23 protein-coding genes, 1 pseudogene and 1 riboswitch are annotated in these 25,634 nt (G+C 65.2%); of the genes and pseudogenes, 17 read left to right on the top strand and 7 right to left on the bottom strand.

Translation table 11 applies throughout. The features are described from left to right. Nucleotides 1–4: 4 nt before the first annotated feature. Nucleotides 5–1,126, bottom strand: coding sequence for a mannose-1-phosphate guanylyltransferase (locus tag E3T46_RS13435; RefSeq protein WP_134578924.1), 1,122 nt, complete (start codon nucleotides 1,124–1,126; stop codon nucleotides 5–7). Nucleotides 1,127–1,208: 82 nt separating this feature from the next. Between E3T46_RS13435 and E3T46_RS13430 the strand changes: the two genes are divergently transcribed. From E3T46_RS13430 to E3T46_RS13390, 9 genes are all read left to right on the top strand, one after another. Next, nucleotides 1,209–2,381, top strand: a complete 1,173-nt coding sequence (locus tag E3T46_RS13430; RefSeq protein ID WP_134578923.1) for a glycosyltransferase family 1 protein — start codon at nucleotides 1,209–1,211, stop codon at nucleotides 2,379–2,381. Nucleotides 2,382–2,491: 110 nt separating this feature from the next. Continuing rightward, the gene (gene sdhC / locus E3T46_RS13425) at nucleotides 2,492–2,905 is read left to right on the top strand and encodes a succinate dehydrogenase, cytochrome b556 subunit (protein WP_092448920.1); all 414 of its coding nucleotides are present in this window, start codon (nucleotides 2,492–2,494) and stop codon (nucleotides 2,903–2,905) included. A gap of 12 nt (nucleotides 2,906–2,917) precedes the next feature. Continuing rightward, the gene (locus tag E3T46_RS13420) at nucleotides 2,918–3,370 is read left to right on the top strand and encodes a succinate dehydrogenase hydrophobic membrane anchor subunit (RefSeq protein ID WP_092448921.1); all 453 of its coding nucleotides are present in this window, start codon (nucleotides 2,918–2,920) and stop codon (nucleotides 3,368–3,370) included. Between the two features lie 17 nt (nucleotides 3,371–3,387). Continuing rightward, the gene (gene sdhA / locus E3T46_RS13415; protein ID WP_092448922.1) at nucleotides 3,388–5,208 is read left to right on the top strand and encodes a succinate dehydrogenase flavoprotein subunit; all 1,821 of its coding nucleotides are present in this window, start codon (nucleotides 3,388–3,390) and stop codon (nucleotides 5,206–5,208) included. Next, complete coding sequence (locus E3T46_RS13410; protein WP_134443497.1) at nucleotides 5,208–5,969, top strand: succinate dehydrogenase iron-sulfur subunit; 762 nt, start codon at nucleotides 5,208–5,210, stop codon at nucleotides 5,967–5,969. Before sdhA ends, E3T46_RS13410 begins: the two co-directional genes overlap by 1 nt. A 65-nt stretch (nucleotides 5,970–6,034) precedes the next feature. Further along, nucleotides 6,035–7,108 carry a YihY/virulence factor BrkB family protein gene (locus E3T46_RS13405; protein WP_134578922.1) on the top strand — a complete coding sequence of 358 codons (1,074 nt, stop codon included), beginning with the start codon at nucleotides 6,035–6,037 and terminating at the stop codon, nucleotides 7,106–7,108. 9 nt (nucleotides 7,109–7,117) lie between these two features. After that, complete coding sequence (locus E3T46_RS13400; protein WP_134578921.1) at nucleotides 7,118–7,975, top strand: exodeoxyribonuclease III; 858 nt, start codon at nucleotides 7,118–7,120, stop codon at nucleotides 7,973–7,975. Continuing rightward, nucleotides 7,972–8,976: a tryptophan--tRNA ligase gene (trpS, locus tag E3T46_RS13395; RefSeq protein WP_134443494.1), complete on the top strand. Its 1,005-nt coding sequence runs from the start codon at nucleotides 7,972–7,974 to the stop codon at nucleotides 8,974–8,976. The genes E3T46_RS13400 and trpS overlap by 4 nt, the downstream gene beginning before the upstream one ends. 95 nt (nucleotides 8,977–9,071) lie before the next feature. Further along, on the top strand, nucleotides 9,072–9,767 hold the full coding sequence (locus tag E3T46_RS13390) for an HAD family hydrolase (protein ID WP_241979067.1): 696 nt from the start codon (nucleotides 9,072–9,074) through the stop codon (nucleotides 9,765–9,767). A 68-nt stretch (nucleotides 9,768–9,835) separates the two neighbouring features. Here the strand turns inward: E3T46_RS13390 and glpK are convergent, their stop codons facing one another. From glpK to E3T46_RS13375, 3 genes are all read right to left on the bottom strand, one after another. After that, nucleotides 9,836–11,350 carry a glycerol kinase GlpK gene (glpK, locus tag E3T46_RS13385; protein ID WP_134578919.1) on the bottom strand — a complete coding sequence of 505 codons (1,515 nt, stop codon included), beginning with the start codon at nucleotides 11,348–11,350 and terminating at the stop codon, nucleotides 9,836–9,838. Between the two features lie 71 nt (nucleotides 11,351–11,421). Beyond that, nucleotides 11,422–12,156 carry an MIP/aquaporin family protein gene (locus E3T46_RS13380; protein WP_134579001.1) on the bottom strand — a complete coding sequence of 245 codons (735 nt, stop codon included), beginning with the start codon at nucleotides 12,154–12,156 and terminating at the stop codon, nucleotides 11,422–11,424. A 188-nt stretch (nucleotides 12,157–12,344) separates the two neighbouring features. Beyond that, nucleotides 12,345–14,087 carry a glycerol-3-phosphate dehydrogenase/oxidase gene (locus tag E3T46_RS13375; protein WP_134578918.1) on the bottom strand — a complete coding sequence of 581 codons (1,743 nt, stop codon included), beginning with the start codon at nucleotides 14,085–14,087 and terminating at the stop codon, nucleotides 12,345–12,347. 111 nt (nucleotides 14,088–14,198) lie between these two features. Here E3T46_RS13375 and E3T46_RS13370 point away from each other — a divergent pair, with 111 nt between their 5' ends. The 7 genes and pseudogenes from E3T46_RS13370 to E3T46_RS13340 all read left to right on the top strand — a co-directional run bounded on the left by E3T46_RS13370 (nucleotide 14,199) and on the right by E3T46_RS13340 (nucleotide 20,835). Beyond that, complete coding sequence (locus tag E3T46_RS13370) at nucleotides 14,199–15,173, top strand: sugar-binding domain-containing protein (RefSeq protein WP_347232620.1); 975 nt, start codon at nucleotides 14,199–14,201, stop codon at nucleotides 15,171–15,173. 75 nt (nucleotides 15,174–15,248) lie between these two features. Continuing rightward, nucleotides 15,249–15,386, top strand: a riboswitch (FMN riboswitch). Nucleotides 15,387–15,473: 87 nt separating this feature from the next. Continuing rightward, complete coding sequence (gene ribD / locus E3T46_RS13365; RefSeq protein ID WP_241980746.1) at nucleotides 15,474–16,505, top strand: bifunctional diaminohydroxyphosphoribosylaminopyrimidine deaminase/5-amino-6-(5-phosphoribosylamino)uracil reductase RibD; 1,032 nt, start codon at nucleotides 15,474–15,476, stop codon at nucleotides 16,503–16,505. 7 nt (nucleotides 16,506–16,512) lie between these two features. Then, nucleotides 16,513–17,163: a riboflavin synthase gene (locus tag E3T46_RS13360; RefSeq protein WP_092448930.1), complete on the top strand. Its 651-nt coding sequence runs from the start codon at nucleotides 16,513–16,515 to the stop codon at nucleotides 17,161–17,163. After that, nucleotides 17,160–18,419, top strand: a complete 1,260-nt coding sequence (gene ribA / locus E3T46_RS13355; RefSeq protein ID WP_134467913.1) for a GTP cyclohydrolase II — start codon at nucleotides 17,160–17,162, stop codon at nucleotides 18,417–18,419. The genes E3T46_RS13360 and ribA overlap by 4 nt, the downstream gene beginning before the upstream one ends. Then, nucleotides 18,419–18,886: a 6,7-dimethyl-8-ribityllumazine synthase gene (gene ribH / locus E3T46_RS13350; protein ID WP_134578917.1), complete on the top strand. Its 468-nt coding sequence runs from the start codon at nucleotides 18,419–18,421 to the stop codon at nucleotides 18,884–18,886. Before ribA ends, ribH begins: the two co-directional genes overlap by 1 nt. A gap of 34 nt (nucleotides 18,887–18,920) precedes the next feature. Then, entirely contained in the window at nucleotides 18,921–19,277 is a 357-nt protein-coding gene (locus E3T46_RS13345; protein WP_134578916.1) for a hypothetical protein, read from the top strand. Nucleotides 19,278–19,483: 206 nt separating this feature from the next. Continuing rightward, a pseudogene (locus E3T46_RS13340) lies at nucleotides 19,484–20,835 on the top strand (MFS transporter). A 54-nt stretch (nucleotides 20,836–20,889) separates the two neighbouring features. On the opposite strand, the gene E3T46_RS13335 reads toward E3T46_RS13340, so the two are convergent. Genes E3T46_RS13335 through E3T46_RS13325 form a run of 3 tightly spaced genes read right to left on the bottom strand, consistent with a single transcriptional unit; the run spans nucleotide 20,890 to nucleotide 23,566 of the window. Next, nucleotides 20,890–21,732, bottom strand: a complete 843-nt coding sequence (locus E3T46_RS13335) for an ABC transporter permease (protein WP_134578915.1) — start codon at nucleotides 21,730–21,732, stop codon at nucleotides 20,890–20,892. Next, entirely contained in the window at nucleotides 21,729–22,613 is an 885-nt protein-coding gene (locus E3T46_RS13330) for an ABC transporter permease (protein ID WP_134578914.1), read from the bottom strand. The genes E3T46_RS13335 and E3T46_RS13330 overlap by 4 nt, the downstream gene beginning before the upstream one ends. Beyond that, complete coding sequence (locus E3T46_RS13325) at nucleotides 22,610–23,566, bottom strand: ABC transporter ATP-binding protein (protein WP_134578913.1); 957 nt, start codon at nucleotides 23,564–23,566, stop codon at nucleotides 22,610–22,612. Before E3T46_RS13325 ends, E3T46_RS13330 begins: the two co-directional genes overlap by 4 nt. 68 nt (nucleotides 23,567–23,634) lie before the next feature. Here E3T46_RS13325 and E3T46_RS13320 point away from each other — a divergent pair, with 68 nt between their 5' ends. After that, entirely contained in the window at nucleotides 23,635–25,590 is a 1,956-nt protein-coding gene (locus E3T46_RS13320) for an ABC transporter ATP-binding protein (RefSeq protein ID WP_134578912.1), read from the top strand. Nucleotides 25,591–25,634: the final 44 nt, after the last annotated feature.

Below are 25,634 nucleotides of genomic sequence, written 5' to 3'. Positions count from 1 at the left end.
GGGCCTAGAGCACGTCGCTCGAACCCGACAGCTTGAGCGCGTCGACGACCGCCTTGACCTTCTGGGCATTGGCACTCGTCGTCACCAGTAGGGCGTCGGGGGTGTCGACAACGACGATGTCCTCGACGCCGATCAGCGCGATCATACGCCCGGTGTGGCTGACCACGATGCCGCTCGACGAGTCGGCGAGCACCCGGGCACCCTCACCCAGGATGGCGAGGTTGGCTTTACGTCCGCCGGAGTGCAGCTTGGCGATCGAGGCGAAGTCGCCCACGTCGTCCCAGTCGAACTGGCCGGGAATGACGACGAGTTTGCCGGCGGCGGCGGCGGGTTCGGCCACCGAGTAGTCGATGGCGATCTTCTTCAAGCGTGGCCAGACCTGGTCGACGACGGCGCCGCGGGCCGGTGTGTCCCAGGCCTCGGCGAGTTGTATGAGGCCGGCGTGCAGTTCCGGCTCTGCCGCTTCGATTTCGGCGAGCAACCGGTCGGCCCGGGCAATGAAGATGCCGGCGTTCCAGAGGTAGTTGCCGTCGGCGAGGTAGCTTTCGGCGATATAGGGGCTGGGCTTCTCCACGAAGGAGTCGACGGCGAGAGCGGTCGACGCACCTTCAATATCGAGCGAAGCTGCGCTCTTGATATAGCCGAAGCCGATTGCAGCCTCGGTCGGCTGAATACCGATCGTGACGATGTAACCGGCGTCCGCGGCGGCGACAGCCTCGGTCACAGCCGACCGGAATTGGGCATCGCCTTTGATGACGTGGTCGGCCGGAAACGATCCGATGATGACGCCGGGTTCGCGCCGCTGCAAAATCGCGGCCGCGAGGCCGATCGCAGCGGTCGAGTCGCGCGGTTCGCTCTCCAGCACAACATTCGGGTCGGCCAGTTCGGGCAGCTGCAGCTCGACGGCGGCGCGGTGGGCGCGCCCGGTGACGACCATGATGCGCTGCTCGGTGGAAAGCGGAACGAGGCGATCCCAGGTATCGCGCAGCAGGGTATGACCGGAACCGGTGAGGTCATGCAGAAATTTCGGGGCATCCGCTCGTGACAGCGGCCAGAGCCGGGAACCGATGCCGCCGGCGGGGATCACGCTGTACAGGCGGTCGAGGGGCTCACTGGACGTAATCATCGCCCCAGACTATCGCTGAGGCCGCTACGACTGTTCACCCACCGGCCACCCGACGGCAACGCCCGCAGCCTACTTTCGAACCATGCGGATCGCAGTCATCAGCGAAAGTTTCCTCCCCACCATCAGCGGGGTGACCACGAGCGTCTGCAAGGTGCTCGAGCACCTCGCGGCCACCGGGCATGAGGCCATGGTGATCGCACCCTACGGCGCCCCGGCGGAATACGCGGGCTTTCCCGTGCACACCGTTTCAGCGCTCAACTACCGCCAGTTTCCGGTCGGTATCCCCAGTCCCCAGGTGCAGAAACTGCTCGCCGATTTTCGGCCGGACGTGCTGCACGCGGCCTCCCCCTTTCTGCTCGGAGCACAGGGCATCAGCGCCGCGAATCGGCTCGACATTCCCTCGGTCGCGATTTTTCAAACGGATGTCGCCGGTTACGCCCACCGCAATCACCTCGGCCCGGCCACCGCGCTGGCCTGGCGCTTCGTGAAGTGGGTGCACGAGGGCGCCACTCGAACCCTGGTGCCGTCGTCGTCGTCGATGGCCGCCCTGCTGCGGCTCGGCGTACCACGCCTGGCGATGTGGACCCGTGGCGTTGACCTCAACGGGTTCCACCCGAACGTCAAGAACGACCCGGCCGTCGCGGCGCTGCGCGAACGCATTTCGCCAACGCCCCCCAACGGCGCACGGCGCGACGTGATCGTCGGCTACGTCGGTCGGATGGCTCCGGAGAAACAGGTCGAGCGGTTGCGCGCCCTGCGCGGGCTGCCGGGCATCCGTTTGGCGCTGGTCGGTGACGGGCCGAGCGTACCGTCTATAGGTCGAGCGCTGGCCGGCATGTCCGTGACCTGGCTGGGCCGGCTCTCGGGCGCAGAGCTGGCCGTTGCCTACGCGAGCTTCGACCTGTTCGTGCACGCCGGTACCGAAGAGACCTTCGGGCAAACCATCCAGGAGGCCCACGCCGCCGGGCTGCCGGTGGTCGCGCCCTACGCCGGTGGGCCGATCGACCTGGTCGCCCACGGAGAAAACGGCTACCTGTTTCGGCCGGACGACGACCGGGACCTGCGGCACTGGGTATCTCAGCTGGTCAGCGACTCGGCGCTGCGGGCGCGCATGGGGGAAGCCGGGCGCCGCGCCGTGCTCGGACGCTCCTGGCCGACGGTCTGCGCGGACCTGGTCGACTACTACGAACAGGCCATCGACGAGCGTCGCGCGGTGCGGGCCGACACGCATGTACCCCCGTCTATGCAGCGTTAGGGTAACCTAACCGGCACGATGTGGCGGCGCACTTGTAGACTAACGGTATGTGCTCACAGCACATTCTCGGTCTCACTAAAGAGCCATAATTCAGCCAGGGAGGGTTGTTCATGCCACAGAAGGCAGGAACCCTAGATTCTCAGCAGAAGACGACATCACGTCGCCCCGCCGGCACCCTGTATCGGGGTAACACGGGCATGTGGTCTTGGGTCTTACACCGCATCACCGGTGTCGCGATCTTCTTCTTTCTGCTCGTCCATATTCTCGACACGGCACTCGTGCGGGTCAGCCCCGAAGCGTACAACGCGGTCATCGGGCAGTACCAGACGCCGATCATGGGTCTCGGTGAGGTCGCACTCGTCGGCGCCATCGTGTTCCACGCCTTCAACGGGCTGCGCATCATTCTGATCGACTTCTGGAACGCCAAGTACCAGCGCGTACTGTTCTACGTCGTCATCGGCCTGTGGGTCGTCACCATGCTGGCCTTCGTGCCGCGCCACCTCATCAACGTGTTCAGCCACTAGGGGGCGATCGACATGACTTCAACAATCGAAGCTCCCCGCAGCCCGTACACCCGTTCTACCAGGAAAAGCGGCGTCAACTGGGAAAAATGGGGCTGGATCTACATGCGCGTCTCCGGCGTCGTGCTGGTCGTGCTCATCTTCGGCCACCTGTTCGTCAACCTCATGATCGGTGAGGGCGTCAGCGCCCTGAACTTCGCGTTCGTCGCCGGTAAGCTGACCAACCCGTTCTGGATGGTCTGGGACATCATCATGCTGTGGCTCGCCCTAATTCACGGCGGCAACGGCATGCGCACCCTCGTCAATGACTACGCGACCTCACGAATCAGCCGCGGCATCCTGAAAGTCGCGATCCTGGTCAGTGTTGTTTCGCTGATCGTGCTGGGCACCCTCGTGGTGTTCACCTTCGATCCCTGCCCCGCCGGTGCGCCTGCCGACCTCGTGGCCTCGTTCTGTAAGTCCCTATAGGAGCTGCACACAAAAAAATGACATCCTCCACAGCACCCGCCGGCGCAAACCCGGAGTCCACCGTCGTAGACGGTGTGCACTACCACCAGCACGACATCGTCATTGTGGGAGCGGGTGGAGCTGGCATGCGCGCCGCCATCGAAGCCGGCCCCCATGCCAGCACGGCTGTCATCTCCAAGCTCTACCCGACGCGTTCGCACACCGGTGCGGCCCAGGGCGGCATGGCCGCGGCGCTGGCCAACGTCGAGGAAGACAACTGGGAATGGCACACCTTCGACACGATCAAGGGTGGCGACTACCTGGTTGACCAGGACGCCGCCGAGATCCTGGCCAAGGAAGCCATCGACGCGGTCATCGACCTCGAGAACATGGGCCTGCCGTTCAACCGCACCCCAGAGGGCAAGATCGACCAGCGGCGTTTCGGTGGCCACACCCGCGACCACGGCAAGAGCCCGGTTCGCCGGGCCTGCTACGCCGCGGACCGCACCGGCCACATGATTCTGCAGACGCTGTACCAGAACTGCGTCAAGCGCGGCATCAACTTCTTCAACGAGTACTACGTGCTGGACCTCGTCATGACCAACGTCGACGGCGTCGACCAGCCGTCGGCCGTGGTCGCCCTCGACCTGTCGAGCGGCGAGCTGCACGTGTTCCAGGGCAAGGCGTTCATTTTCGCCACCGGTGGTTTCGGAAAGATCTACAAAACCACCTCGAACGCCCACACCCTCACCGGTGACGGCGTCGGCATCGTCTGGCGCAAGGGCCTGCCGCTGGAGGACATGGAGTTCTTCCAGTTTCACCCGACCGGCCTGGCCGGATTGGGCATCCTCCTTACCGAGGGCGCCCGCGGTGAGGGAGCAATCCTCCGCAACGCCTCCGGTGAACGCTTCATGGAACGCTACGCGCCGACCATCAAGGACCTCGCCCCGCGTGACATCGTCTCACGCTGCATGCTCAAGGAGGTTGCGGAGGGTCGCGGTGCCGGTCCGGAGAAGGACTACCTCTACCTGGACTGCACCCACCTCGGCAAGGAACTGCTCGAGACCAAGCTGCCCGACATCACCGAGTTCGCCCGCACGTACCTCGGCGTCGACCCGGTCACCGAGCCTGTCCCGGTCATGCCGACCGCGCACTACGCGATGGGCGGCATCCCGACCAATGTGAAGGCCGAAGTCTGGCGCAACAACGAGGTCGTCGTTCCCGGGCTGTACGCCGCCGGCGAATGCGCCTGCGTCTCGGTGCACGGCTCCAACCGCCTCGGCACCAACTCGCTGCTGGACATCAACGTGTTCGGCAAGCGCGCCGGTATCAATGCGGTCGAGTATGTGAAGACGGCGTCATTCGTTCCGCTGCCGACAGACCCGGCCGGGGAAGTGCGCGAACTGCTGGAAGGCATCCGTTCATCGACCGGAACCGAACGCATCGCCGTGCTGCGCAAGATTCTGCAGGAGGAGATGGACAAGAAGGCTCAGGTGTTCCGCACTGACGAGTCCCTGGCCGAGGTCACCGAGACCATCCACCTGCTGCGTCAGCGCTACAAGAACATCGGTGTGCAGGACAAGGGCCGCCGGTTCAACACCGACCTGCTCGAGGCCGTCGAACTCGGCTTTCTGCTCGACCTGGCCGAAGTTGTCGTCTATTCCGCCCGCAACCGCAAGGAAAGCCGCGGCGGCCACCAGCGCGAAGACTATCTCGTGCGAGATGACGAGAACTACCTGAAGCACACCATGGCGTACCTCAAGGGTGACGCGATGTCGGCGGACGCCGCCGACCACATCAAGCTCGACTGGAAGCCGGTTGTCATCACCCGCTACCAGCCGATGGAGAGGAAGTACTAGTGAGCACAGCCACGATCGACAACAAGCCCGTCGTACCCGAAGAGATCAAGTCGTTCACCGCCACGATCATCGTGCGCCGGTTCAACCCGGAGGTCGACGACGAGCCGCACTGGCAGGACTTCGATGTGCAGCTCTACCCGACCGACCGCGTGCTCGACGCCCTGCACAAGATCAAATGGGAGCAGGACGGCTCGCTGACCTTCCGCCGCTCCTGCGCGCACGGCATTTGCGGCTCAGACGCCATGCGCATCAACGGTCGCAACCGCCTGGCCTGCAAGACGCTCATGAAGGACCTGGACGTCACGAAGCCCATCTACGTGGAGGCCATCAAGGGTCTGCCGCTGGAGAAGGACCTCGTCGTGGACATGGAGCCGTTCTTCGCATCGTTCAAGGAGGTGCAGCCGTTCCTCATGAACAGCGTCGCCCCAGTCAAGGGCAAGGAACGCATTCAGACCGTCGCCCAGCGCGCGCGCTTCGACGACACGACGAAATGTATTCTCTGTGCGGCATGCACGTCGAGCTGCCCGGTGTTCTGGACCGACGGTCAGTACTTCGGTCCGGCCGCGATCGTGAACGCGCACCGCTTCATCTTCGATTCGCGCGATGATAATGCGGCCGTGCGCCTCGATATTCTCAATGACAAAGAGGGCGTGTGGCGTTGCCGCACGACCTTCAACTGCACGGATGCCTGCCCCCGCGGCATCCAGGTGACCCAGGCTATCGCCGAAGTCAAGCAGGCCATCATGCGCGGCAAGGCGTAACTGCCTTCTTATAGGAAAGACACCCCCGTCACTTCGACGGGGGTGTCTTTGGTTAAGCTGACACTGTGAAAGAGCTTGTAGCCCGCATCCTCACCTGGCGACCCGTGCGGGTGGTGACCCATTTCAACAACGTGGGTGGCAGCATCCTCGCCGCTGGAATGTCCTATCAGGCGATCTTCGCCATTTTCGCGGCTGTCTGGGTGGGCTTTTCGATTGCGGGGCTCTTTCTGACCGCGAATCAGGGCCTACTGAACGCGCTCTACGCGATCATCAACCAGTCGATTCCGGGACTGATCGGCACCGACGGCATCATCGACCCCGAGTTACTCGCCACCGCCGGCATTCTCACCTGGACCGGAGCAATCGCCCTGGTCGGACTGCTGCTGACCGCGCTCGGCTGGCTGTCGGCGACGGCGCAGGCGGTGCGCACCGTCTTTGACATGCCGCAGCAGACGACGTTCTTTTTGCTGGTCAAGCTGCGCGAGCTCGGCCTCGGGCTGGTCTTCGGCCTGGCCCTCGTGTTGTCGGCGATCGTCTCGCTGGCGAGCACCGCGCTGCTCGGCCTGCTCTTTGGCATCTTTCAGATACCGCAGGACTCGTTCTTCTACGAAGCCTCGGCCCGCGCCATCGGCCTGGCCGTCGTGCTCGTCATCGACACCCTCACCCTGGCCGCCCTGTTCCGGGTGTTGTCACGGGTACGCATTCCGGTACGGCGGCTGTTCGCCGGCGCGCTGCTGGGCGGGTTGGCGCTCGGCCTGCTCAAAATTCTCGGTGGTGCGCTGCTCGGCGGCGCCAGCCGCAACCCGCTGCTGGCGACCTTTGCGGTGATCATTGGGCTGCTGATCTGGTTCAACCTCGTGAGCACGGTCACGTTGATCGCGGCGTCGTGGATTGCGGTGGGGATGGACGATGCGGGGATTCCGCCCCACACGCTCAGCGCCGATGAGGCGGCGGAAGACCAGGCGCAGCGGATGCACGATGCCCTGAGGCTGACCGCGCAGGGCGAGCTCACCGCCGCCAGAGCGGATCTCGATGCCTCGCCCTGGTATGCCCGGTGGGGCGCCCGGCGGCGGCTCAGGGCTGCCGAAGCTGTCGTCGAAGGCTTTGCCCGGGCAGATGCGGGGGACGCCCCAAACTAGACTTGACTCATGTCTGCAGCCAAACCCCTCCGCATTGCCAGCATCAACACGAACGGGGTACGAGCCGCGTACCGCAAGGGAATGGACGACTGGCTGAATGCCCGTGACATCGACATTCTGGCCATCCAAGAGGTGCGTGCCTCCACCGAAGACCTCGAGGGGCTGCTCGGTCCGGACTGGAATATTCTGCACGACGCCGCCACCGCCAAGGGCCGCGCCGGGGTTGCCCTGGCAAGCCGCGCGGGGGCATCCATTCATCGCGTTGCCCTCGGTGCTGAGGAATTCGACAGCGCCGGCCGCTGGCTCGAAGCCGACTACGAGGTCAACGGCCAGATCATCACCGTAGTGAGCACGTATGTGCACTCCGGCGAGACGGACACTCCCAAGCAGGTGGAGAAGTACAAGTTTCTGGACGCCATGATCGCTCGGCTGCCGGAGCTGAGCATGCACAGCTCGCTCGCGCTCGTGCTCGGCGACCTCAACGTCGGGCACCGCACTCTCGACATTAAGAACTGGCGCGGCAACAAGAAGCATGCCGGTTTTCTGCCGGAGGAGCGTGAGTATTTCGACCGTATCCTCGGCGCTGAAGGCGACGCTTTGTACAACGCGGGCGCCGGACTGGGCTGGGTGGATGTTGGGCGCAAGTGGGCCGGTGAGGTTGAGGGTCCATACACCTGGTGGTCTCAGCGCGGCCAGGCATTCGACAACGACACCGGATGGCGGTTGGACTACCACCTGGCCAGCCCGGAGCTGGCGGCATCCGTGGTGTCGTATGCGGTCGACCGGGCCGCAGCGTACGACCAGCGATGGAGCGACCACTCCCCCGTCGTTGTCGACTATGACCTTTCTGGAGCGTTGAACTCATGACCAAACCCCGCCTCTATTCGGGCATGCAGCCCTCCGCCGAGTCCCTGCAGATCGGCAACTACATTGGCGCGCTGCTGAACTGGAAGTCGCTGCAGCAGACCCACGACGCTTTCTTCAGCATCGTCGACCTGCACGCGATCACCGTCGCGCAAGAGCCTGTGAAGCTGCGGGAGAACACGCGTGGCACGGCGGCGCAATACATTGCGGCCGGGATCGACCCGTCGGCGTCGACGCTGTATGTGCAGTCGCATGTCGCGGCACACGCGCAGCTGGCCTGGGTGCTGAACACCATCACCGGGTTCGGTGAGGCCAGCCGCATGACCCAGTTCAAGGACAAGTCCGCGCGGCACGGCGCCGACGCGACGACGGTGGGCCTGTTCGCCTACCCGACACTGATGGCGGCGGATATTCTGCTCTACCAGACCACGGTGGTGCCGGTCGGAGAGGACCAGCGCCAGCACGTTGAACTCACCCGCGACCTAGCTCTGCGCTTCAACTCACGGTTCGGCGACACCTTCACGATTCCCGAGGTGGCGATCGTGAAGGAGACCGCGAAGATCTACGACCTGCAGAATCCCACGTCCAAAATGTCGAAGTCGGCCGAGTCGCACGCCGGAGTGATCTGGCTGCTCGACGAGCCCGGGGTCACCAAGAAGAAGATCATGCGGGCCGTAACGGATGCCGATGGGGGCGTGGTCTTCGACCGCGAGAACAAGCCGGGCGTGGCGAACCTGCTGACGATCTACTCCGTACTCGCCGGTCAGTCGATCGAGTCGCTGGAGAACGAGTACGCCGGGCGCGGCTACGGCGATCTGAAGAAGGGTCTCGTCGAAGTTGTACTCGGCACCTTCGACCCGATTCGCGAGCGCGTAGCGGAGCTGCTCGGCGACCCGGCCGAACTCGACCGGGTGCTGGCGTCGAACGCCGCCCGGGCTGACGCTGTAGCGAACGAAACCCTGGCGACCGTCTACGACCGCGTAGGCTTTCTCCCCCGCCGCTGATGCCCGTCCTTCCCCCTGCGCCTGGTGGCGAGAGCGCAAAAAGTGCCCGATTGGACCCGTCAAACGGGCACTTTTTGCGCTCTCGGCGACCTGGGGTGGTGCTGTTCGACCTCGACGACACCCTGTTCGAGCACCGCGGAGCTGTTGCAGCGGGAATCCTGCTGCACCTCGACCGGATCGGCGGTGCATTCGCGACCGGCGACCGCAATGCAGCAATCGTGCTCTGGGACGCGCTCGAGGAGGAGCATTACCACTCCTACCTCGCCGGCGCTCTGGACTTTGCCGGCCAGCGGCGCGCCCGGGCCCAGGACTTCGCCGCATCGTTTGACATCTCGCTGACCGACGCCGAGGCCGACGCCTGGTTTGACGAGTACTTTCTGAGCTACCGGGCCAGTTGGCGGCTGCACGACGACGCGCTCCCCTGCCTCGACGCGCTGGCTGAGGTTCTGCCCGGGGTGCGCTTTGGCCTCATCACGAACGGCGACCCGGTGTTTCAGGGCGAGAAGATTCGGCGGGTCGGGCTGACCCACCGGTTCGAGCACGTCGTCACCTCCGGTGCTCTCGGCTTCGCCAAGCCGGACGCGCGCATCTTCCAGCACGCCTGCGCGTTGTTCGACGTTCCGGTGGAGGGGGCGGTGTACGTGGGCGATCGGCTTCGCACGGATGCCGTGGGCGCGGCCGCTGCGGGGCTGACGGGTGTCTGGCTGGACCGCGCCGGCGCATCCGCTGCCCCCGTTGGAATCCTCCGTATCGAATCCCTCCACGACCTTCCGCCCCTATTGGCACAGTAACGCGAGAGCGCAAAAAGTGCCCGATTGGATAGTCCAATCGGGCACTTTTTGCGCTCTCGCGAGAAGAGCTAGCGCACGTCTTCGTCTACCCAGTCGAGGGTCTTCGTTACGGCCTTCTTCCAGTTGCGCAGGAGGCGGTCGGCCTCGTCCTTGTCCATGGACGGCTCCCAGCGGGAGTCCTCCTGCCAGTTGGAGCGGAGGTCGTCGAGGCCACTCCAGAAGCCGACGGCCAGGCCGGCCGCATACGCGGCGCCCAGGGCTGTCGTCTCGGCGACGACCGGGCGCACGACGGGCACGCCGATAATGTCGGCCTGGAACTGCATGAGCAGGTCGTTGGCCGTGGCACCACCGTCGACCTTGAGTTCGGTCAGCGGAACCCCGGAGTCGGCGTTGACCGCATCGAGCACCTCCCGCGTCTGGTACGCGATGGCCTCGAGCGCGGCGCGGGCGATGTGGCCCTTGTTCACGTAGCGGGTGAGACCGACCAGGGCGCCACGGGCATCCGACCGCCAGTACGGCGCGAACAGACCCGAGAAGGCCGGCACGAAGTACGCCCCGCCGTTGTCCTTGACCGTCTTGGCGAGGTCTTCGATCTCGGAGGCGTTCTTGATGATGCCAAGCTGGTCGCGCATCCACTGCACGAGCGAACCGGTCACGGCGATCGATCCCTCGAGCGCGTAGTGCACGGGGGCATCGCCGAGCTTGTAGCCCACGGTCGTGAGCAGGCCGTTCTTGGAGTGGATGATCTCGGTGCCGGTGTTGAAGATCAGAAAGTTTCCGGTGCCGTAGGTGTTCTTGGCCTCGCCCTGGTCGAACGCGGCCTGGCCGAAGGTCGCGGCCTGCTGGTCACCCAGGATGCCCGCAATCGGCACCTCGCGCAGCAGGCTGTGCCCGCTCGCGATGCCGTAGACCTCGGACGAGCTCTTGATCTCGGGCAGCATCGACTTGGGCACGTCGAAGATGGCCAGGATCTCGTCGTCCCACTGCAGGGTTTCGAGGTCCATGAACATCGTGCGGCTGGCGTTGGTGACGTCGGTCGCGTGCACGCCACCCTCGATGCCGCCGGTCAGGTTCCAGAGGACCCAGGAGTCGGTGGTGCCGAACAGGAGGTCGCCGGCATCCGCTTTCTCGCGTGCCCCCTCGACGTTCTCGAGGATCCAGACGATCTTGGTGCCGGAAAAATAGGTGGCCAGCGGCAAGCCGACCTTGTTCTTGAACCGCTCGACACCGCCGTCGGCCGCGAGGCGGTCGACGATTGCCTGGGTGCGGGTGTCCTGCCAGACGATGGCGTTGTAAACGGGCACGCCGGTGTTCTTGTCCCAGACGACAGCGGTTTCGCGCTGATTGGTGATGCCGATGGCCTCGATGTCGTGCCGGGTGATGTTCGCCTTGGACAGCGCCTGGCCGATGGCCTCACGGGTGTTGTCCCAGATTTCTTTCGGGTCGTGCTCGACCCAGCCGGCCTGCGGCAGAATCTGTTCGTGCTCAAGCTGACCGGTCGAAATGATCGACCCGGCCTTGTCGAAGATGATCGCGCGGGAGCTCGTGGTTCCCTGGTCGATGGCGAGAACGTACTTGGCCATTTGTAACTCCTTTGTTGTTCCAGGTGGGATGAATCAGTTTAAAGCGGATGCTGCAGAATGCGTCGGCAGGCTTAGCCCAGGATGGGCAGCAGCACACCAGAGGAGGCACCGGCGAGCACGCCGCCGATGATCGGGCCGACGACGGGTACCCAGGAATACGACCAGTCGCTTGAGCCCTTGCCCTTGATCGGCAGCAGGAAGTGTGCGATGCGGGGGCCGAGATCACGCGCCGGGTTGATGGCGTAGCCGGTGGGCCCACCGAGCGAGGCGCCGATCGCGATCACGAGCAGGGCCACCGGCAGTGCACCGAGGGCCGCGAGCCCGCCGCCGTCGCCGTTGCGGCCGAAGCCGATGACGACGAAAACCAGCACGAAGGTGCCGATGATTTCGGTGACCAGGTTCCAACCGTAGGAGCGGATGGCCGGCCCGGTCGAGAAGACACCGAGCTTGTTGGCGGCTTCCGGCTCCTGATCGAAGTGCTGCTTGTAGGCAAGCCAGACCACGACGGCACCGAGGATCGCGCCGATCATCTGCGCGCCGATATAGGTCATGATCGACACGAAGTTGACCGGAACGCCGGAGCCGAACGTGTCGGCGCCACTCGCGACGAGGCCGAGCGTGACGGCCGGGTTCAGGTGGGCGCCCGAGTTGTACGCGGCGATGACACCGGCGTAGACCGCGAGGCCCCAGCCGATGGTGACCATGAGAAAACCGCCGCCGAAGCCCTTGTTCTTGGCGAGCGCGACGTTGGCGACCACGCCACAGCCGAGGAGTATGAGGATGGCCGTTCCCACGACCTCTGACATAAAGACGACACCGAGATTGTCCACATTGACCTTTCAGATGGGGTGCTGCCGACTGACCTAATTGTCGAGTGCGACGGTCGTGCTGTTTGTGACCTGTGTAAAAACGTATCGGCGCCCGGCCGGGCGATGGTCGCTTTGAGCTGCACGTTCGTGCAGATTGTCGGCAATCGCCGGCCCGGCCGAACGCGTCAGACGACGCGAATGGGAGTCTGGCTGACCGGGGCCAGCGTGACCCCGTGCACGTCGCTCAGGATGCTGCGGGCCAGCTCGATCTCTTCGGCCAGCCGCCCAGCATCCCACCCCAAAACCGGGGCGACGACACCGCTGAGCTCCTCGATCAGCGGCGTGGTGACGGATCCGACGAAGGCCATGCTGGTGCGACGCAGCAGCACGTCGATCAGGCGCACGACACTCTCAGTGGAGGCCAAAAACTCGATCTCGCGCCGACTGTAGGCGGAGTTGTGTACGAGCGGGGCATCCGCTGGAGCGGTCGGGTCGGTGAGAAAGTCGATGACCTCGCTCGCGCGGGTGCCGTACCGGGCGAGCAGGGCTGCGGCGCGGTCTGCGCCCACCTCGTCACCGTGGGCGGTGACCCAGACCTGGTGGGCGGCATCCGTTGCGGGGAAGTTGCGGCCGCCGCCGATGGCCAGGCCCTCGGTGGAGACGGTGCGCGGCAGGCCGAGCAGCTTCAGGATGTCGGTGCTCAGGTGCTCGGCCAGGGCGCGGAAGGTGGTCCATTTGCCGCCGACCAGGCTGAGCAGGGTGCCGTCTTCGGCACCGGTGCGGGGCAGCGGACGCGACTCGATGCGGTAGTCGCGGGAGACGAATCCGGGGGCTTCTTCGTCGTGGCGCGGGAGCGGGCGTACGCCGGCGAAGCGGAACACGATGTGCGAACGGTCGACCTTCACGGTTGGGAAAACGTGCGCGACCAGGTCGAAGAAGTAGTCGATCTCGTCTTCGGTGCAGCGAATCGGCTTGCTCATGTCGTGTTCGAGGTCGGTGGTGCCGACCAGAACGCGGCCCTTGAGCGGGTAGATCAGCACGATGCGGCCGTCTTCGTGTTCGAAGAAGATCTCGCGGCCACCGGTCGCCGCGAGCAGCTCCGGGTTGTCGAGGACGATATGGGAGCCCTTGGTGCCGCCCATGAACGTGCTCGGCTGCCCGAGAGCGGTGTTGGTCAGGTCGGTCCAGGGCCCGCTCGTGTTGACGACGACATCCGCTGTGAAGGTGAACTCTTCGCCGGTGATGCTGTTGCGCAGCAGCACGCCGTTCTCACTCATGCCCGCGGCTTCGACGTAGTTGGCGGCGCGAGCATGCGGGCCAGCGTTGAGGCCGTCGCGCAGCACGTCGAGGGCGAGGCGCTCAGGGTCGTGCATCGCGGCGTCGTAGTACGTTGCCGTGTACTTGAGGCCGGGGTTCAGCAGCGGCAGAGCGGCGAGCGTCTGACCGCGACCCTTGAACTCGTGACGCGGCACCGAACCGCCGTCGCGGGAGAAGGCGTCGTAGATCATCATGCCGAGTTTGATCAGCAGGGCGCCACGCTCAACGTGCTTGGAACCCTGCTTGTGGGTGAGGAAACGCAGCGGCGCGGCCATCACTCCGGAGAAGGTGGAGAAGATGGGGATGGTGGTCTGCAGCGGCTTGACGTAGTGCGGCGCGATCTTGAGCAGGCTGTTGCGCTCGGTCACCGACTCCTTGACCAGGCGAAACTCGCCGTTTTCGAGGTAGCGCACCCCGCCGTGGATCATGTGCGAGCTCGCCGACGAGGCGCCGGAGACGAAGTCGTTCTTCTCTACGATGACCACGTCGACGCCCTGCAGGGCCAGATCGCGGAAGGTTGCGATGCCATTGATGCCAGCGCCGATAATGAGCACCTGGGCGTTGGGACGATCGTTGAGTGCTGACGAAGTCTGTGAGTTTAAGAACGACATTGTTGTCACCTCTGTCTTGGGCTTGCATTGCGGCAAACCATTTGGATAGGTTCAGTCTGACAGTCCGACACAATTTCTCAACCAGATTGAACATACGTGCAAGGAGCCGTTGTGACCCTCAACATTGATCCCGTGCAGTCCGATCGCAGCCGCGACGCCCTCACCGCGGCGCACCTGTATTACATGCAGGACCTCACCATGGATGCCATCGCTCGGGAGCTGCACACCTCCCGATCCTCCGTCTCTCGCCTGCTCAGCCATGCTCGGGAGACCGGCCTGGTCGACATCCAAATCAAGTCGCCATTGGATGCCCCGAGTCACCTCGAGCAGCAGCTCGAGGCTCGATTTCGGATCGAAGCGCACGTCGTTCCGGTGCCAGACAGCGCGAGCGACGTCGATCGCCTAGAGCGCGTAGCCCTGTCTGTTGCACGGATTCTCGGTCAATACTTCGACTCGAACATGACCATGGGCATCGCCTGGGGCTCCACCATGAACGCGATCAGCCGACACGTGACGCCCAAACAAACCCACAACTCGCAGATCGTGCAGCTCAACGGTGCCGGAAACATGCGCACGACCGGCCTCGGCTACGCGAGTGAAATTCTCGGACGCTTCGGCACGGCGTTCGGCGCACACATTCAGCAGTTTCCGGTGCCGGCGTTCTTCGACGACCCGGCCACCAAGAAGGCGCTGTGGCGGGAGCGCAGCATAAGCCGCCTGATCGACATGCAAGCCACCATGGATATCGCCCTGTTCGGCCTCGGCTCTCCGTTTTCCGGTGTGATCAGCCGTGTCTACGCCGGTGGCTACCTGGAGAAAGCCGAATTCGATGCACTCAGCGCCGCCCAGGTGGTCGGCGACGTGGCCACCGTGTTTTACCGCGCCGACGGTTCGACCGACGGCATCGCTCTGAACGAGCGTTCAACCGGCCCGGACTTCACCGTGTTGCGCCGCACCCCGCGCCGCATCTGCGTCGTGGCCGGCCGCTCCAAGCTCGCGAGCCTGCGCGGGGCCCTCGCGGCCCGGCTGATCACCGACCTGTTCGTCGACGAGAGCACGGCCCGGGCCCTGGTCGAGGCCTCCTGAGCCCCTGACCGGAACAGCGGATGTCGCCGGGAATAGTACCGCGCGCGGACTGTTGCACTATAACTAGAAGTAGTACACGTGCTCCGGGGTCGGTGTGATTCCGAACCGGCGGTTAAAGTCCGCGACCCGTTAGCCCCTCGAGAGAAGGGCGAAACGGTTGAGCTGGTGAAATTCCAGCACCGACGGTCAAAGTCCGGACGGGAGGCGCACGAGTCGGTTGGCCCCTACGGTCGACCGGCGGGTTTGTGCAGGTCTGCACACCCATACCCCCGGAGCTCGTCCAATACGGATGAGGGCGGGATGACCAATAACGCGGCAGTGCATACCCTGCACAGCGCCATGCGTCGCGCGCTCGAACTTGCCGCCCAGGGCCCGTCCACCGGCGTCAACCCCCGGGTCGGCTGCGTCATTGTGAACGCTGAGGGCGACACCCTCGCCGAAGGCTGGCACCGCGGAGCCGGCAGTAAGCACGCCGAGGTCGACGCGCTGTCCCAGCTCTCCCCCGGCGCTGCGCGCGGCAGCACCGTCGTGGTCACCCTGGAACCCTGCAACCATGTCGGCCGCACGGGACCCTGCGCCGAGGCCCTGATCGAGGCCGGCGTCGCTCGCGTCGCCTACTCGGTGACCGACTCCGGCGAACGTTCCTGCGGCGGAGCCGACCGGCTGCGCGCTGCCGGAGTTGACGTGCAGGGCGGCCTGCTCGTGGCGGAGGGCGAAGAATTCCTGGGCGACTGGCTCGTTGCCGCCCGCCTCGGGCGCCCGTTCGTCACGCTCAAGTGGGCGTCGAGCCTCGACGGTCGTGCGGCAGCGGCCGACGGCTCCAGCCGTTGGATCACCGGCGACGCAGCCCGCCTCGATGTGCACCGGCGGCGTGGTGCCGCCGCCGCGATCCTGGTCGGCACCGGGACCGTACTCGCCGACGATCCGGCCCTGACCGCGCGCGACGCCGATGGCACGCTGCTCACGCAGCAACCGGTGCCCGTGGTGCTGGGCCGACGTGAGCTGCCGGCATCCATTGCCCTGTTCAACCACCCGCAGTCACCGCTGTTTTTCGACGGACGCGACCTTCCCGGCGTTCTCGCCGACCTGCACGGCCGAGGTCTGCGCAGCGTGTTCATCGAGGGTGGACCGACCGTGGCGAGTGCCTTCGTCGCCGCCGGCCTGGTCGATGAATACCTCATCTACCTGGCTCCGACGCTCATCGGCGGCTCCCGGCTCGCCCTCACCGACATCGGTGTGGCCGCGATCGGTGAGCAGCGCCGCCTCGCCATTCTTTCCCTCGACCGCCTCGGTGACGATGTTCTCATCGTCGCCCGACCGCAGACCAACTAAGGAACCCATGTTCACCGGAATCATCGAGGAGCTCGGCCAAATCGTGCGCATCGAGCAGACAGCGGATGCCGCCCGCCTCACCATCCGCGGCCCGCTCGTGATCGACGGCGCGCTGCGAGGCGACTCCATCGCCGTGCAGGGCGTCTGTCTCACCGTGGTCGAGCGCACCGCCGAAACCTTCACCGCCGACGTGATGGCGCAGACCCTGTCGATGTCGACACTGTCCGCGGCCCTCGTCGGCTCCCCGGTCAACCTCGAACGCGCCGCCCTCGTCGGTGGACGCCTCGGCGGCCACATCGTGCAGGGCCACATTGACGGCACCAGCACGGTGCTTAGTCTCACGCCCGGTGATGCCTGGCGAGTGCTGCGGTTCAGCCTCAGCGCCGAACTCGCACCGCTCGTCGTCGGCAAGGGTTCGATCGCCATCGACGGCGTCTCCCTCACGGTGAGCAACATCAGCCCCGCCACCGAGACGGATCAGTGGTTTGAGGTGTCGCTCATTCCCGAGACCCTCACGGTGACCACCCTCGGCGAGCGCGCCGTCGGCGACCGAGTCAACATTGAGACGGACATTCTGGCCCGCCACGTTGAACGGATGCTCGCCCTCACGGCGACCCACAATTCCCAGCACGTCACCACCCCAAGGAGCGCATCATGAGCCTCGCCGATATTCCCTCCGCACTCGACGCCCTACGCCTCGGTCGACCGGTCATCGTCGCCGACGACGAGGGCCGCGAAAACGAGGGAGACGTCATCATCTCGGCCCAGCTCGCCACGCAGGAGTGGATCGCCTGGACCGTGCGCTACTCTTCCGGCTTCATCTGCGCCCCGATGACGAATGAGATCGCTGACCAGCTCGACCTGCCGGTGATGGTCTTGAACAACGAAGACCCGCTCGGTACCAACTACACCGTGAGCGTCGACGCGGCCGATCGGCTGTCGACCGGGATCAGCGCCGCCGACCGGGCCCACACCCTGCGAGTTCTGGCCGATCCGGCGTCGGCACCGGCCAGCCTGCACCGCCCCGGCCACATCCTGCCGCTGCGCGCCCGCGACGGCGGCGTGCGCGAGCGCAGCGGCCACACCGAAGCCGGCGTCGACCTGATGAAACTAGCCGGTCTGGTTCCGGTCGCGGCGATCGCTGAGATCGTCGCCGAAGACGGCGAGATGATGCGACTGCCCGGCCTGCTCGAACTCGGCGAGCGCGAGGGGCTGCACGTCATCACGATTAAAGACCTGATCAGCTACCTCGACGAGTTCCACCCCAACGCAGCACTGCCGACGATCGCGCCACTGATCGAGGCGCCACGGGTCGACTTCGAGGTGGAGACCACCGTCCCCACCCGGCACGGCCTCTTTCGGGTGCGCGCCTACCGAGACCGTTCCACCGGCGCCGACCACGTCGCCTTCGTCGCCGGCAACCCGGCCAATGGCGCCATCGTGCGGGTTCACTCCGAGTGCCTCACCGGCGAAGCGTTCGGCTCACTCAAGTGCGAGTGTGGACCACAGCTCGACGCCTCACTCGACATCATCCAGGAGGAAGGCGGCGTGGTCGTCTACCTGCGCGGCCAGGAGGGGCGCGGCATTGGCCTTATCAACAAGCTGCGCGCCTACGAGCTGCAGGAAGACGGCCTCGACACCCTCGACGCCAACGTGGCGCTGGGTCTGCCCGTCGATAGCCGCGAGTACGGCGCGGCCACCAGCATCCTGCACGAACTAGGGTTGAGTTCGGTGCGGCTGCTCACCAACAACCCCGAGAAGGTACGTCAACTCGAACTGCACGGCGTCGCTGTGACCGAGCGCGTGCCACTCGTGGTGGGGATCGGCGAATACAACGAGGAATACCTCGCCACCAAGCGCGACCGCATGGGGCACCACATCACCGACACCGAAATCATGAACGGAATCGCCTAATGGCCGGAACAGGACCCACCCTCAGCGTTGACGGCACCGACTTGCGCGTCGTCATCGTCGCGGGTCTCTGGCACGACGTGATCACCGACGGCCTCATCGCCGGCGCAACCCGCGTGCTCGAAGCGAGCGGAGCCTCCTGGTCGCTCGTGCGCGTGCCGGGCAGCTTCGAACTGCCCGTCGCCTGCAAGGTCGCGCTCGAAAACGGGGCCGACGCGGCCGTCGCCCTCGGCGTGATCATCCGGGGCGGCACTCCACACTTCGAGTTCGTCTCCAATGCGGCAACGGATGGTCTCACTCGCGTTGCGCTCGACACCGGCAAGCCCGTGGGCTTCGGCGTGCTGACCCTCGACGACGAACAGCAAGGCCTCGACCGGGCCGGACTGCCCGGATCGAAGGAAGACAAGGGCGAGGAGGCGGCATCCGCTGCCCTGGCCACCGCAATTCTGCTGCGCGAGCTGCGCAGCTAGCTTGTAGCGCATCGTCGTCACCTAGGCTGAACGCATGGACCTTCTGCGCAATATTCTGCTCATTCTGCACTTCGTCGGCCTCGCCTCGCTACTCGGCGGCTTTCTGGTGCAGATCAAGCCGATCATTGCCGGCAAGGGCACAATCGTCGCCGCCATGTTCCACGGTGCGCTGACCCAGCTGGTCACCGGCCTGCTCCTCGTCGGCGTCATCCAGGTGGGCACCCTCGGCCACATCGACAACACCAAAATCGGCATCAAGCTGCTCGTGCTCATCGTGATCACCGTGCTGGTCATCGTGAACCGCAAGAAGCCGAGCGTCTCATCGCTCGTGCTCTGGGCCATTGGAGCCCTCACCCTGGTCAACGTGGTCATCGCGGTCCTCTGGAAATAGCTTTTTTCGTCGCGAAAGTCGGCACACCAGTGCTTCACGCGGATTAGCCGCTGTCGCGCGTTGGCCCAGACCCCCCGGGGGTAGGGTGATCGGTGACCTCTACACGCGGCCACACCATCATTCGTGCGTAAACGCTACTGCGGGAAGTCCGATCGACTTGCGGGTTTCGTTGGCGCTCAGTTATCACATCGGAGCGTTCCACCCCCATGTCAACAACCACAGCGTCAATTCCGACGCCGACCACACCGCTCAATCCGAAGAGCCGCGTCATCATGGCGAGCCTCATCGGCACGACCATTGAGTTCTACGACTTCTACGTTTACGCCACCGCCGCCGTCCTCGTGTTTCCGCACCTGTTCTTTCCCACCGGCAACGAGACCACCGCGTTGCTCGCCTCCTTCGCCTGTTCGGCGCCGCCATGGTCGCCCGCCCGATCGGCGCCCTGTTCTTCGGCCACTTCGGTGACCGCAAGGGACGCAAGGCCACCCTGGTCGGTGCACTGCTCACCATGGGCATCGCGACGTTTTTGATCGGCCTACTGCCGACCTACGACATGATCGGCTGGTGGGCACCGTTCATGCTCGTCATTCTGCGCCTGGCCCAGGGCTTCGCCCTCGGCGGGGAATGGAGCGGCGCTGCTCTCGTGGCAACCGAAAACGCCCCGGTCGGCAAGCGTGCCTGGTACGGTACCTTCCCCCAAGTCGGCGCCCCGCTCGGCTTCATCATCGCCAACAGCCTGTTTCTCGGCCTCGCGCTCGCACTGCCGTCGACCGACCCGACCCGCCCGTCCGAGGCATTCCTCGAATGGGCCTGGCGCATCCCCTTCCTGTTCTCGGCCGTCATGGTCATCGTCGGACTCTGGGTGCGTCTGCGCCTGGTCGAAAGCGAGGTCTTCACGAAGGTCGTCCAGGCCAAGCGTGTCGAGAAGCTGCCGCTCGCTGCGGTATTCAAGTCGAACTGGCGCGAACTCATCCTCGGCACGTTCATCATGCTCGCCACCTACGTGCTGTTCTACCTGATGACCACGTTCACTCTCAGTTACGGCCGTGCCGCAACGGATGCCGCGCTGCCGGGGCTCGGATTCAGCTACAACACCTTCATCCTCATGATGATTCTCGGCGTGGTGTTCTTCGGAATTTTCACCCTCGCCTCCGGCCCGTGGGCCGACAAGCACGGGCGCCGCAAGACGCTCATCATCGTGACCATGTTCATCATCGTGTTCGGGTTTCTCTTCGTGCCCCTGCTCGGTGCCGGTGACCTCAGCGTCATGCTGTTCCTCATCGTCGGATTCTCACTCATGGGCATGACCTTCGGGCCGATGGGCGCGCTGCTGCCCGAGCTGTTCCCGACCAGCGTGCGCTACACCGGCTCCGCGTTCGCCTACAACATGAGCTCCATTCTCGGCGCGGCCGTCGCCCCGTTCATCGCCGTCTGGCTGTGGACAATCGGCGAGGGTAGCCCGTTCTGGGTCGGCATCTACCTCTCGATCATGGGCGCGATCACCCTGATCGCGCTGATCCTGAGCCGCGAAACGAAGGACCTCGACCTGCACCGGTAGGTCCAGCCGCACCAGCATCCGCTCCCCCTTGCCGCTGGCGAGGGGGAGCGTTGTCTATGTCAGGAACAGGGCTTTCAGGCGACGGGTGGTCATGACCACGCCGATTACGATCATGACGGCGTAGTAGAGCACGTGCCAGAGCAGGCCAGCATCCACCTGGCCGGTGGTCAGGCCGCGCACGAGCTCGACACCATGCCAGAGCGGCAGCGCCTGAATCACATACTGAACGCCCGGCGGATACACGCTCAGCGGGTAGAACGTGGCCGAGAACAAAAACATCGGTAGCAGCACGAAGGTGATCCAGTCCATCTGCTGGAACGTCTTCATATAACTGGTCACCGCCATGCCGACGGATGCGAATCCAAACGCGATCAGCAGCACCGCCGGCAGCGCGAGCAGCGCCCACCAGGACAGGTTCAGGCCGAGCGCCTGCATCACGAGCAGGAATCCGGTCGCGTAGAGCAGCCCTCGCGCCAGGGCGAGCGAGATCTCGCCGAGGGCCACGTCCAGCGGGCCAAGCGAGGTGGCCAGCATCCCCTCGTAGAGTTTGGCGAATTGCATCTTGAAGAAGACGTTCCAGGTCGAATCGTAGATGGCACCGTTCATCGCGGCGACGGCGAGCAGCGCCGGGGCGATGAAAGCGGCGTACGGCATGCTCTGGCCGTCGTCGGTTTGTACCTGGCCGATCAGCGCCCCCAGGCCGAGGCCCATCGACAGCAGGTAGAAGATCGGCTCGACCATTCCGCTGAGCACAACGAGCGAGTTGGTGCTGCGCGTCGCGCGCCAGCCGCGCGCCATCACGCTGCGCGCATTACCGGCGTAATACTTACCGACACCACGGCTCCCGAACAGCCGTGGCGGGCGAGCAGCAGTGACGAGCGTCGACGAAAACCTCATTTGTTCAACCTCGCGGCCGTGAGGCGACGCGCCCAGATCCAGCCGACAGCGAGCAGGGCGGCCAGATAGAGCGCGTGCAGGACGCTCAGCCAGATCGGTTCCGGTCGGCCATAGGCGAAGACGCGGGACAGTTCGGTGCCGTGCCAGAGCGGTGAGATCCAGCCGAGCCACTGCAGGTAGGTCGGCAGCACGTCGAGCGGAAAGAACGTGCCGGAGAACAGCGTCATCGGCAGAATCACGAAGCGCTGCACCATGGCGAGCTGGCCGGTGTCGTCCTTGAGGGTGGCCGTGTACGCCATCAGGAGCGCGCCGAACGAGAGGCCGGTGAGTAGCGCCACGAGCACCGCCACGGCACCGAGCGGGCCAGGAACCGCACCAAAAATAAGCATGAAGACATAGAAGATGGCGCAGGTGAGCAGCATGCGCGCCGCTACCGAGATGACGATGCCGTTGATGATCTGACCGGGTTGAATCGAACTCGCGTTCATACCGAAGAAGGTCGGGTTCCATTTGAAGCCAAGCATGATCGGGTAGCTGAACTCCTCGGAGGCGACTGCAAGCGCGCTGCTCGCGAGCAGCGCCGGTGCGAGAAATTCGAGGTAGCTGACCCCATTGACGGCGTTGTCACCGAGATTGCCGTCGACCAGGCTGGCCAGGCCAACGCCCATCGCGTAGAGGTAGACGAGCGGGCTGCCGATCGCGGTGAACAGCACCGTCTGCGCGTACGACCGCATGACCCGAAACCGGTGCTCGGCCACATACCAGGAGCCGTAGCGGCGGGTGCGGGCGGCCGAGACGACAGCCGCCGCGACTGCCTGCGAACGGATGCTGTCGCTCGCCCCGCCAGCATCCCGAGCGTTGTCGAAATCGCTCGCGCTCATTCGATCAGGTTTCGGCCGGTGAGACGGAGGAACACGTCCTCGAGGCTGGAACGGCGTACCAGGCTCGTGATCGGGTGCAGGCCGACCGCGGTCATCCGCTCTAATTCTCGCTCGCCGCTATCGCTGTAGACCAGAATGCGGTCGGGCAGCACGTCGACCCGTTCGCCGAAACCGCTGCCGCCGAAACTCTGAAGGCGGTCGGCGACCTCGGCGTTCTGGGCTGAGCCGAAGCGCACCTCGAGGACCTCGCGGGAGGAATACCGGCGGATCAGGTCGGCCGGAGAACCCTCGGCCATGATGCGGCCCTTGTCGACGACGATGAGGCGGTCGCAGAGCTGCTCGGCTTCGTCCATGTAGTGGGTGGTGACGAGCAGCGTCGTGCCCTGCTCCTTGAGTCGAAACAGTCGATCCCAGAGAATGTGGCGTGCCTGCGGGTCGAGTCCGGTGGTCGGCTCGTCGAGCAGCAGGATGCGCGGGTCGTTAATAAGCGCCCGGGCGATGGTGAGGCGCCGTTTCATGCCACCGGAGAGGTCGTCGACCTTGGCTGTGGCCTTGTCCTGGAGCTGGGCGAACTCGAGCAGTTCGTCGGCCCGGCGGGCGACTCGGGCGCGCGGCAGCCCGAAGTAGCGGCCGTAGACCAGCAGATTTTCCCGCACCTTCAGCTCGAGGTCGAGGTTATTCTCCTGCGGCACCACGCCGAGTTGGGAACGAATCTCGGGACCGTACCGGTTCGGGTCGAGGCCGAGCACCGTGAGGTCGCCACTCGTGCGGGTGGACACCGCGCCGATCATGCGCATCGTCGTGGATTTTCCGGCGCCGTTGGGGCCGAGCAACCCGAAGGACTCCCCCGGGGCCACCTCGAAACTGATCCCGTCGACGGCGACGAAGTTTTTCGAGCCGTTGACGGAATAGCTCTTGACGAGATTTCGGGTGGCAATGACAGGCTCCGGCACAGTGCCCCACTGTAGACCGATGACGGGATTGCGGGGAGGCTTGGACGCCGAACGGTTAAGATGAATCGGTGACCACCGCAACCCGCACGCCCGATTCATCCGCTGCCCAGAAGGCCGTCAAGCCGCCGCGCGGCCGCCGCGGCCGGCCAGCCCCGACCGGTCCGCGCGCGAAGTTCAGCCAACTGCTGCCCTACCTGTTCGAGCACAAGAAGGTGCTCGGCGTCGTCATCGTCCTGAGCGTGCTCGGTGCGGCCGCGAGCCTGGCCCAGCCGCTGCTGGTGAGTAAGGTCATCACGATCGTGCAGGCCGGTGACCCGCTCGGTTCGCTGGTTGGAGTACTCATTGCGCTCGTGGTAATTTCGGGCCTGATCAGCGGGTACCAGCACTACCTGCTGCAGCGCACCGGTGAGGGAGTCGTGCTCTCCAGCCGCCGCAAGCTGGTCGGACGCCTGCTGCGCCTGCCGATCAGCGAGTTCGATGCGCGCCGCACCGGCGACCTCGTCTCCCGCGTCGGCAGTGACACCACGCTGCTGCGCGCGGTGCTCACGCAGGGGCTGGTCGAAGCGATCGGCGGCTCGCTCACCTTCATCGGCGCGCTCGTGGCCATGCTCATTATCGACCCGGTTCTGCTCGGGCTGACCGTGCTCGTGATCGCGGTGTCCGTGGTCACCGTCACCCTGTTGTCCCGGCGCATCCGCACCGCGAGCCAGGCCGCGCAGGCGAAGGTCGGTGACCTCGCCGCGAGCGTCGAGCGTGCCATCAGCGCCATTCGCACCGTGCGCGCCGCGAACGCGACCGAGCGTGAGACGTCCGTGATCGAAGAAGATGCCCGCGGCGCCTGGCGCATGGGTATCCAGGTCGCCAAGATCAGTGCCCTCGTCGTGCCGATCGCCGGCATCGCCATGCAGGTGTCTTTCCTGGTCGTGCTGGGCGTCGGCGGTTTTCGCGTTGCGAGCGACGCCATCACCGTGGCCAACCTGGTCGCGTTCATTCTGTTCCTGTTCATGATGATCATGCCGCTCGCCCAGTTCTTCGGCGCGATCACCTCGGTCAACTCGGCTCTCGGAGCGCTCGGCCGCATCCAGGAGATCATCGATCTGCCCACCGAGGATCAATTCGACCGCGACATCGCGCCGCTCGCCATGACCGTCGGCGCCGCCAACGACAAAGTCAACCCGGAAGCCGCCGCGATCAGCTTCGAGAACGTGCACTTCGGCTACGCGGTGGCTCCGGCTGAGGTCGCCGCTGGTTCAGACGCTGCGCCGACAACGGATACCGCCGGCTCGGCCGAAACGGACGCTGATCTCGACGCCGATTCCATCGGGGACTCTTCCCTGGACCCGCGCCCGGTGCTTAAGGGAGTCTCGTTCAGCGCTCCGCGCGGGCTGCGCACCGCGCTCGTCGGGCCCAGCGGCGCTGGCAAGAGCACCATCCTCGCCCTGATCGAGCGGTTCTACGATGTCTCGGACGGCACCGTGCGGCTCGGTGGGCTGGATATTCGTTCGCTGGATCGCACCGCGCTGCGCGCGCAGATCGGCTACGTCGAGCAGGACGCCCCGGTCCTGGCCGGTTCGCTGCGCGACAATCTCACGCTCGCCACCCCCGATGCCACCGACGAGGACTGCATCAAGGTGCTGCAGGCGGTCAATCTGGGTGAACTGCTCGACCGCGACCCAGCCGGGCTCGGCGCGGCGGTCGGCGAATCGGGTGTGAAACTCTCCGGCGGAGAACGCCAGCGGCTCGCAATCGCCCGGGCACTGCTCGCGGCCCCGCCGATTCTTCTGCTCGATGAATCTACTTCCAGCCTCGACGGCAAGAACGAGCAGATGATGCGCGAAGCCATCGACGCCGTCGCGGTGGACCGCACGCTCATCGTGATCGCGCACCGCCTGTCCACCGTGGTCGACAGCGACCAAATCGTGGTGCTCGACCACGGCGAGGTCGTCGGCGTCGGCACCCACTCCGAACTAGTCGTCTCCACCCCCCTATATCGCGACCTGGCCAAGCACCAGCTGCTGGTCTAACACCCCGCGAGAGCGCAAAAAGTGCCCGATTGGAACTCTCAATC

The organism is Cryobacterium sp. Hh11, assembly GCF_004404045.1.
Classification (GTDB): domain Bacteria; phylum Actinomycetota; class Actinomycetes; order Actinomycetales; family Microbacteriaceae; genus Cryobacterium; species Cryobacterium levicorallinum.
This window is presented reverse-complemented; position numbering and strand designations above follow the sequence as displayed.

What these genes read in the sequence shown, in the direction of transcription:
- trpS (WP_134443494.1), top strand. Translation starts at nt 7,972, where the DNA reads ATGACCAAACCCCGCCTCTATTCGGGCATGCAGCCCTCCGCCGAGTCC.
- E3T46_RS13345 (WP_134578916.1), top strand. Translation starts at nt 18,921, where the DNA reads ATGGACCTTCTGCGCAATATTCTGCTCATTCTGCACTTCGTCGGCCTC.
- ribH (WP_134578917.1), top strand. Translation starts at nt 18,419, where the DNA reads ATGGCCGGAACAGGACCCACCCTCAGCGTTGACGGCACCGACTTGCGC.
- E3T46_RS13330 (WP_134578914.1), bottom strand. Translation starts at nt 22,613, where the DNA reads ATGAGCGCGAGCGATTTCGACAACGCTCGGGATGCTGGCGGGGCGAGC.
- E3T46_RS13420 (WP_092448921.1), top strand. Translation starts at nt 2,918, where the DNA reads ATGACTTCAACAATCGAAGCTCCCCGCAGCCCGTACACCCGTTCTACC.
- glpK (WP_134578919.1), bottom strand. Translation starts at nt 11,350, where the DNA reads ATGGCCAAGTACGTTCTCGCCATCGACCAGGGAACCACGAGCTCCCGC.
- E3T46_RS13335 (WP_134578915.1), bottom strand. Translation starts at nt 21,732, where the DNA reads ATGAGGTTTTCGTCGACGCTCGTCACTGCTGCTCGCCCGCCACGGCTG.
- E3T46_RS13430 (WP_134578923.1), top strand. Translation starts at nt 1,209, where the DNA reads ATGCGGATCGCAGTCATCAGCGAAAGTTTCCTCCCCACCATCAGCGGG.
- E3T46_RS13380 (WP_134579001.1), bottom strand. Translation starts at nt 12,156, where the DNA reads ATGTCAGAGGTCGTGGGAACGGCCATCCTCATACTCCTCGGCTGTGGC.
- E3T46_RS13435 (WP_134578924.1), bottom strand. Translation starts at nt 1,126, where the DNA reads ATGATTACGTCCAGTGAGCCCCTCGACCGCCTGTACAGCGTGATCCCC.
- E3T46_RS13400 (WP_134578921.1), top strand. Translation starts at nt 7,118, where the DNA reads ATGTCTGCAGCCAAACCCCTCCGCATTGCCAGCATCAACACGAACGGG.
- ribA (WP_134467913.1), top strand. Translation starts at nt 17,160, where the DNA reads ATGAGCCTCGCCGATATTCCCTCCGCACTCGACGCCCTACGCCTCGGT.
- sdhC (WP_092448920.1), top strand. Translation starts at nt 2,492, where the DNA reads ATGCCACAGAAGGCAGGAACCCTAGATTCTCAGCAGAAGACGACATCA.
- E3T46_RS13360 (WP_092448930.1), top strand. Translation starts at nt 16,513, where the DNA reads ATGTTCACCGGAATCATCGAGGAGCTCGGCCAAATCGTGCGCATCGAG.
- sdhA (WP_092448922.1), top strand. Translation starts at nt 3,388, where the DNA reads ATGACATCCTCCACAGCACCCGCCGGCGCAAACCCGGAGTCCACCGTC.
- ribD (WP_241980746.1), top strand. Translation starts at nt 15,474, where the DNA reads ATGACCAATAACGCGGCAGTGCATACCCTGCACAGCGCCATGCGTCGC.
- E3T46_RS13375 (WP_134578918.1), bottom strand. Translation starts at nt 14,087, where the DNA reads ATGTCGTTCTTAAACTCACAGACTTCGTCAGCACTCAACGATCGTCCC.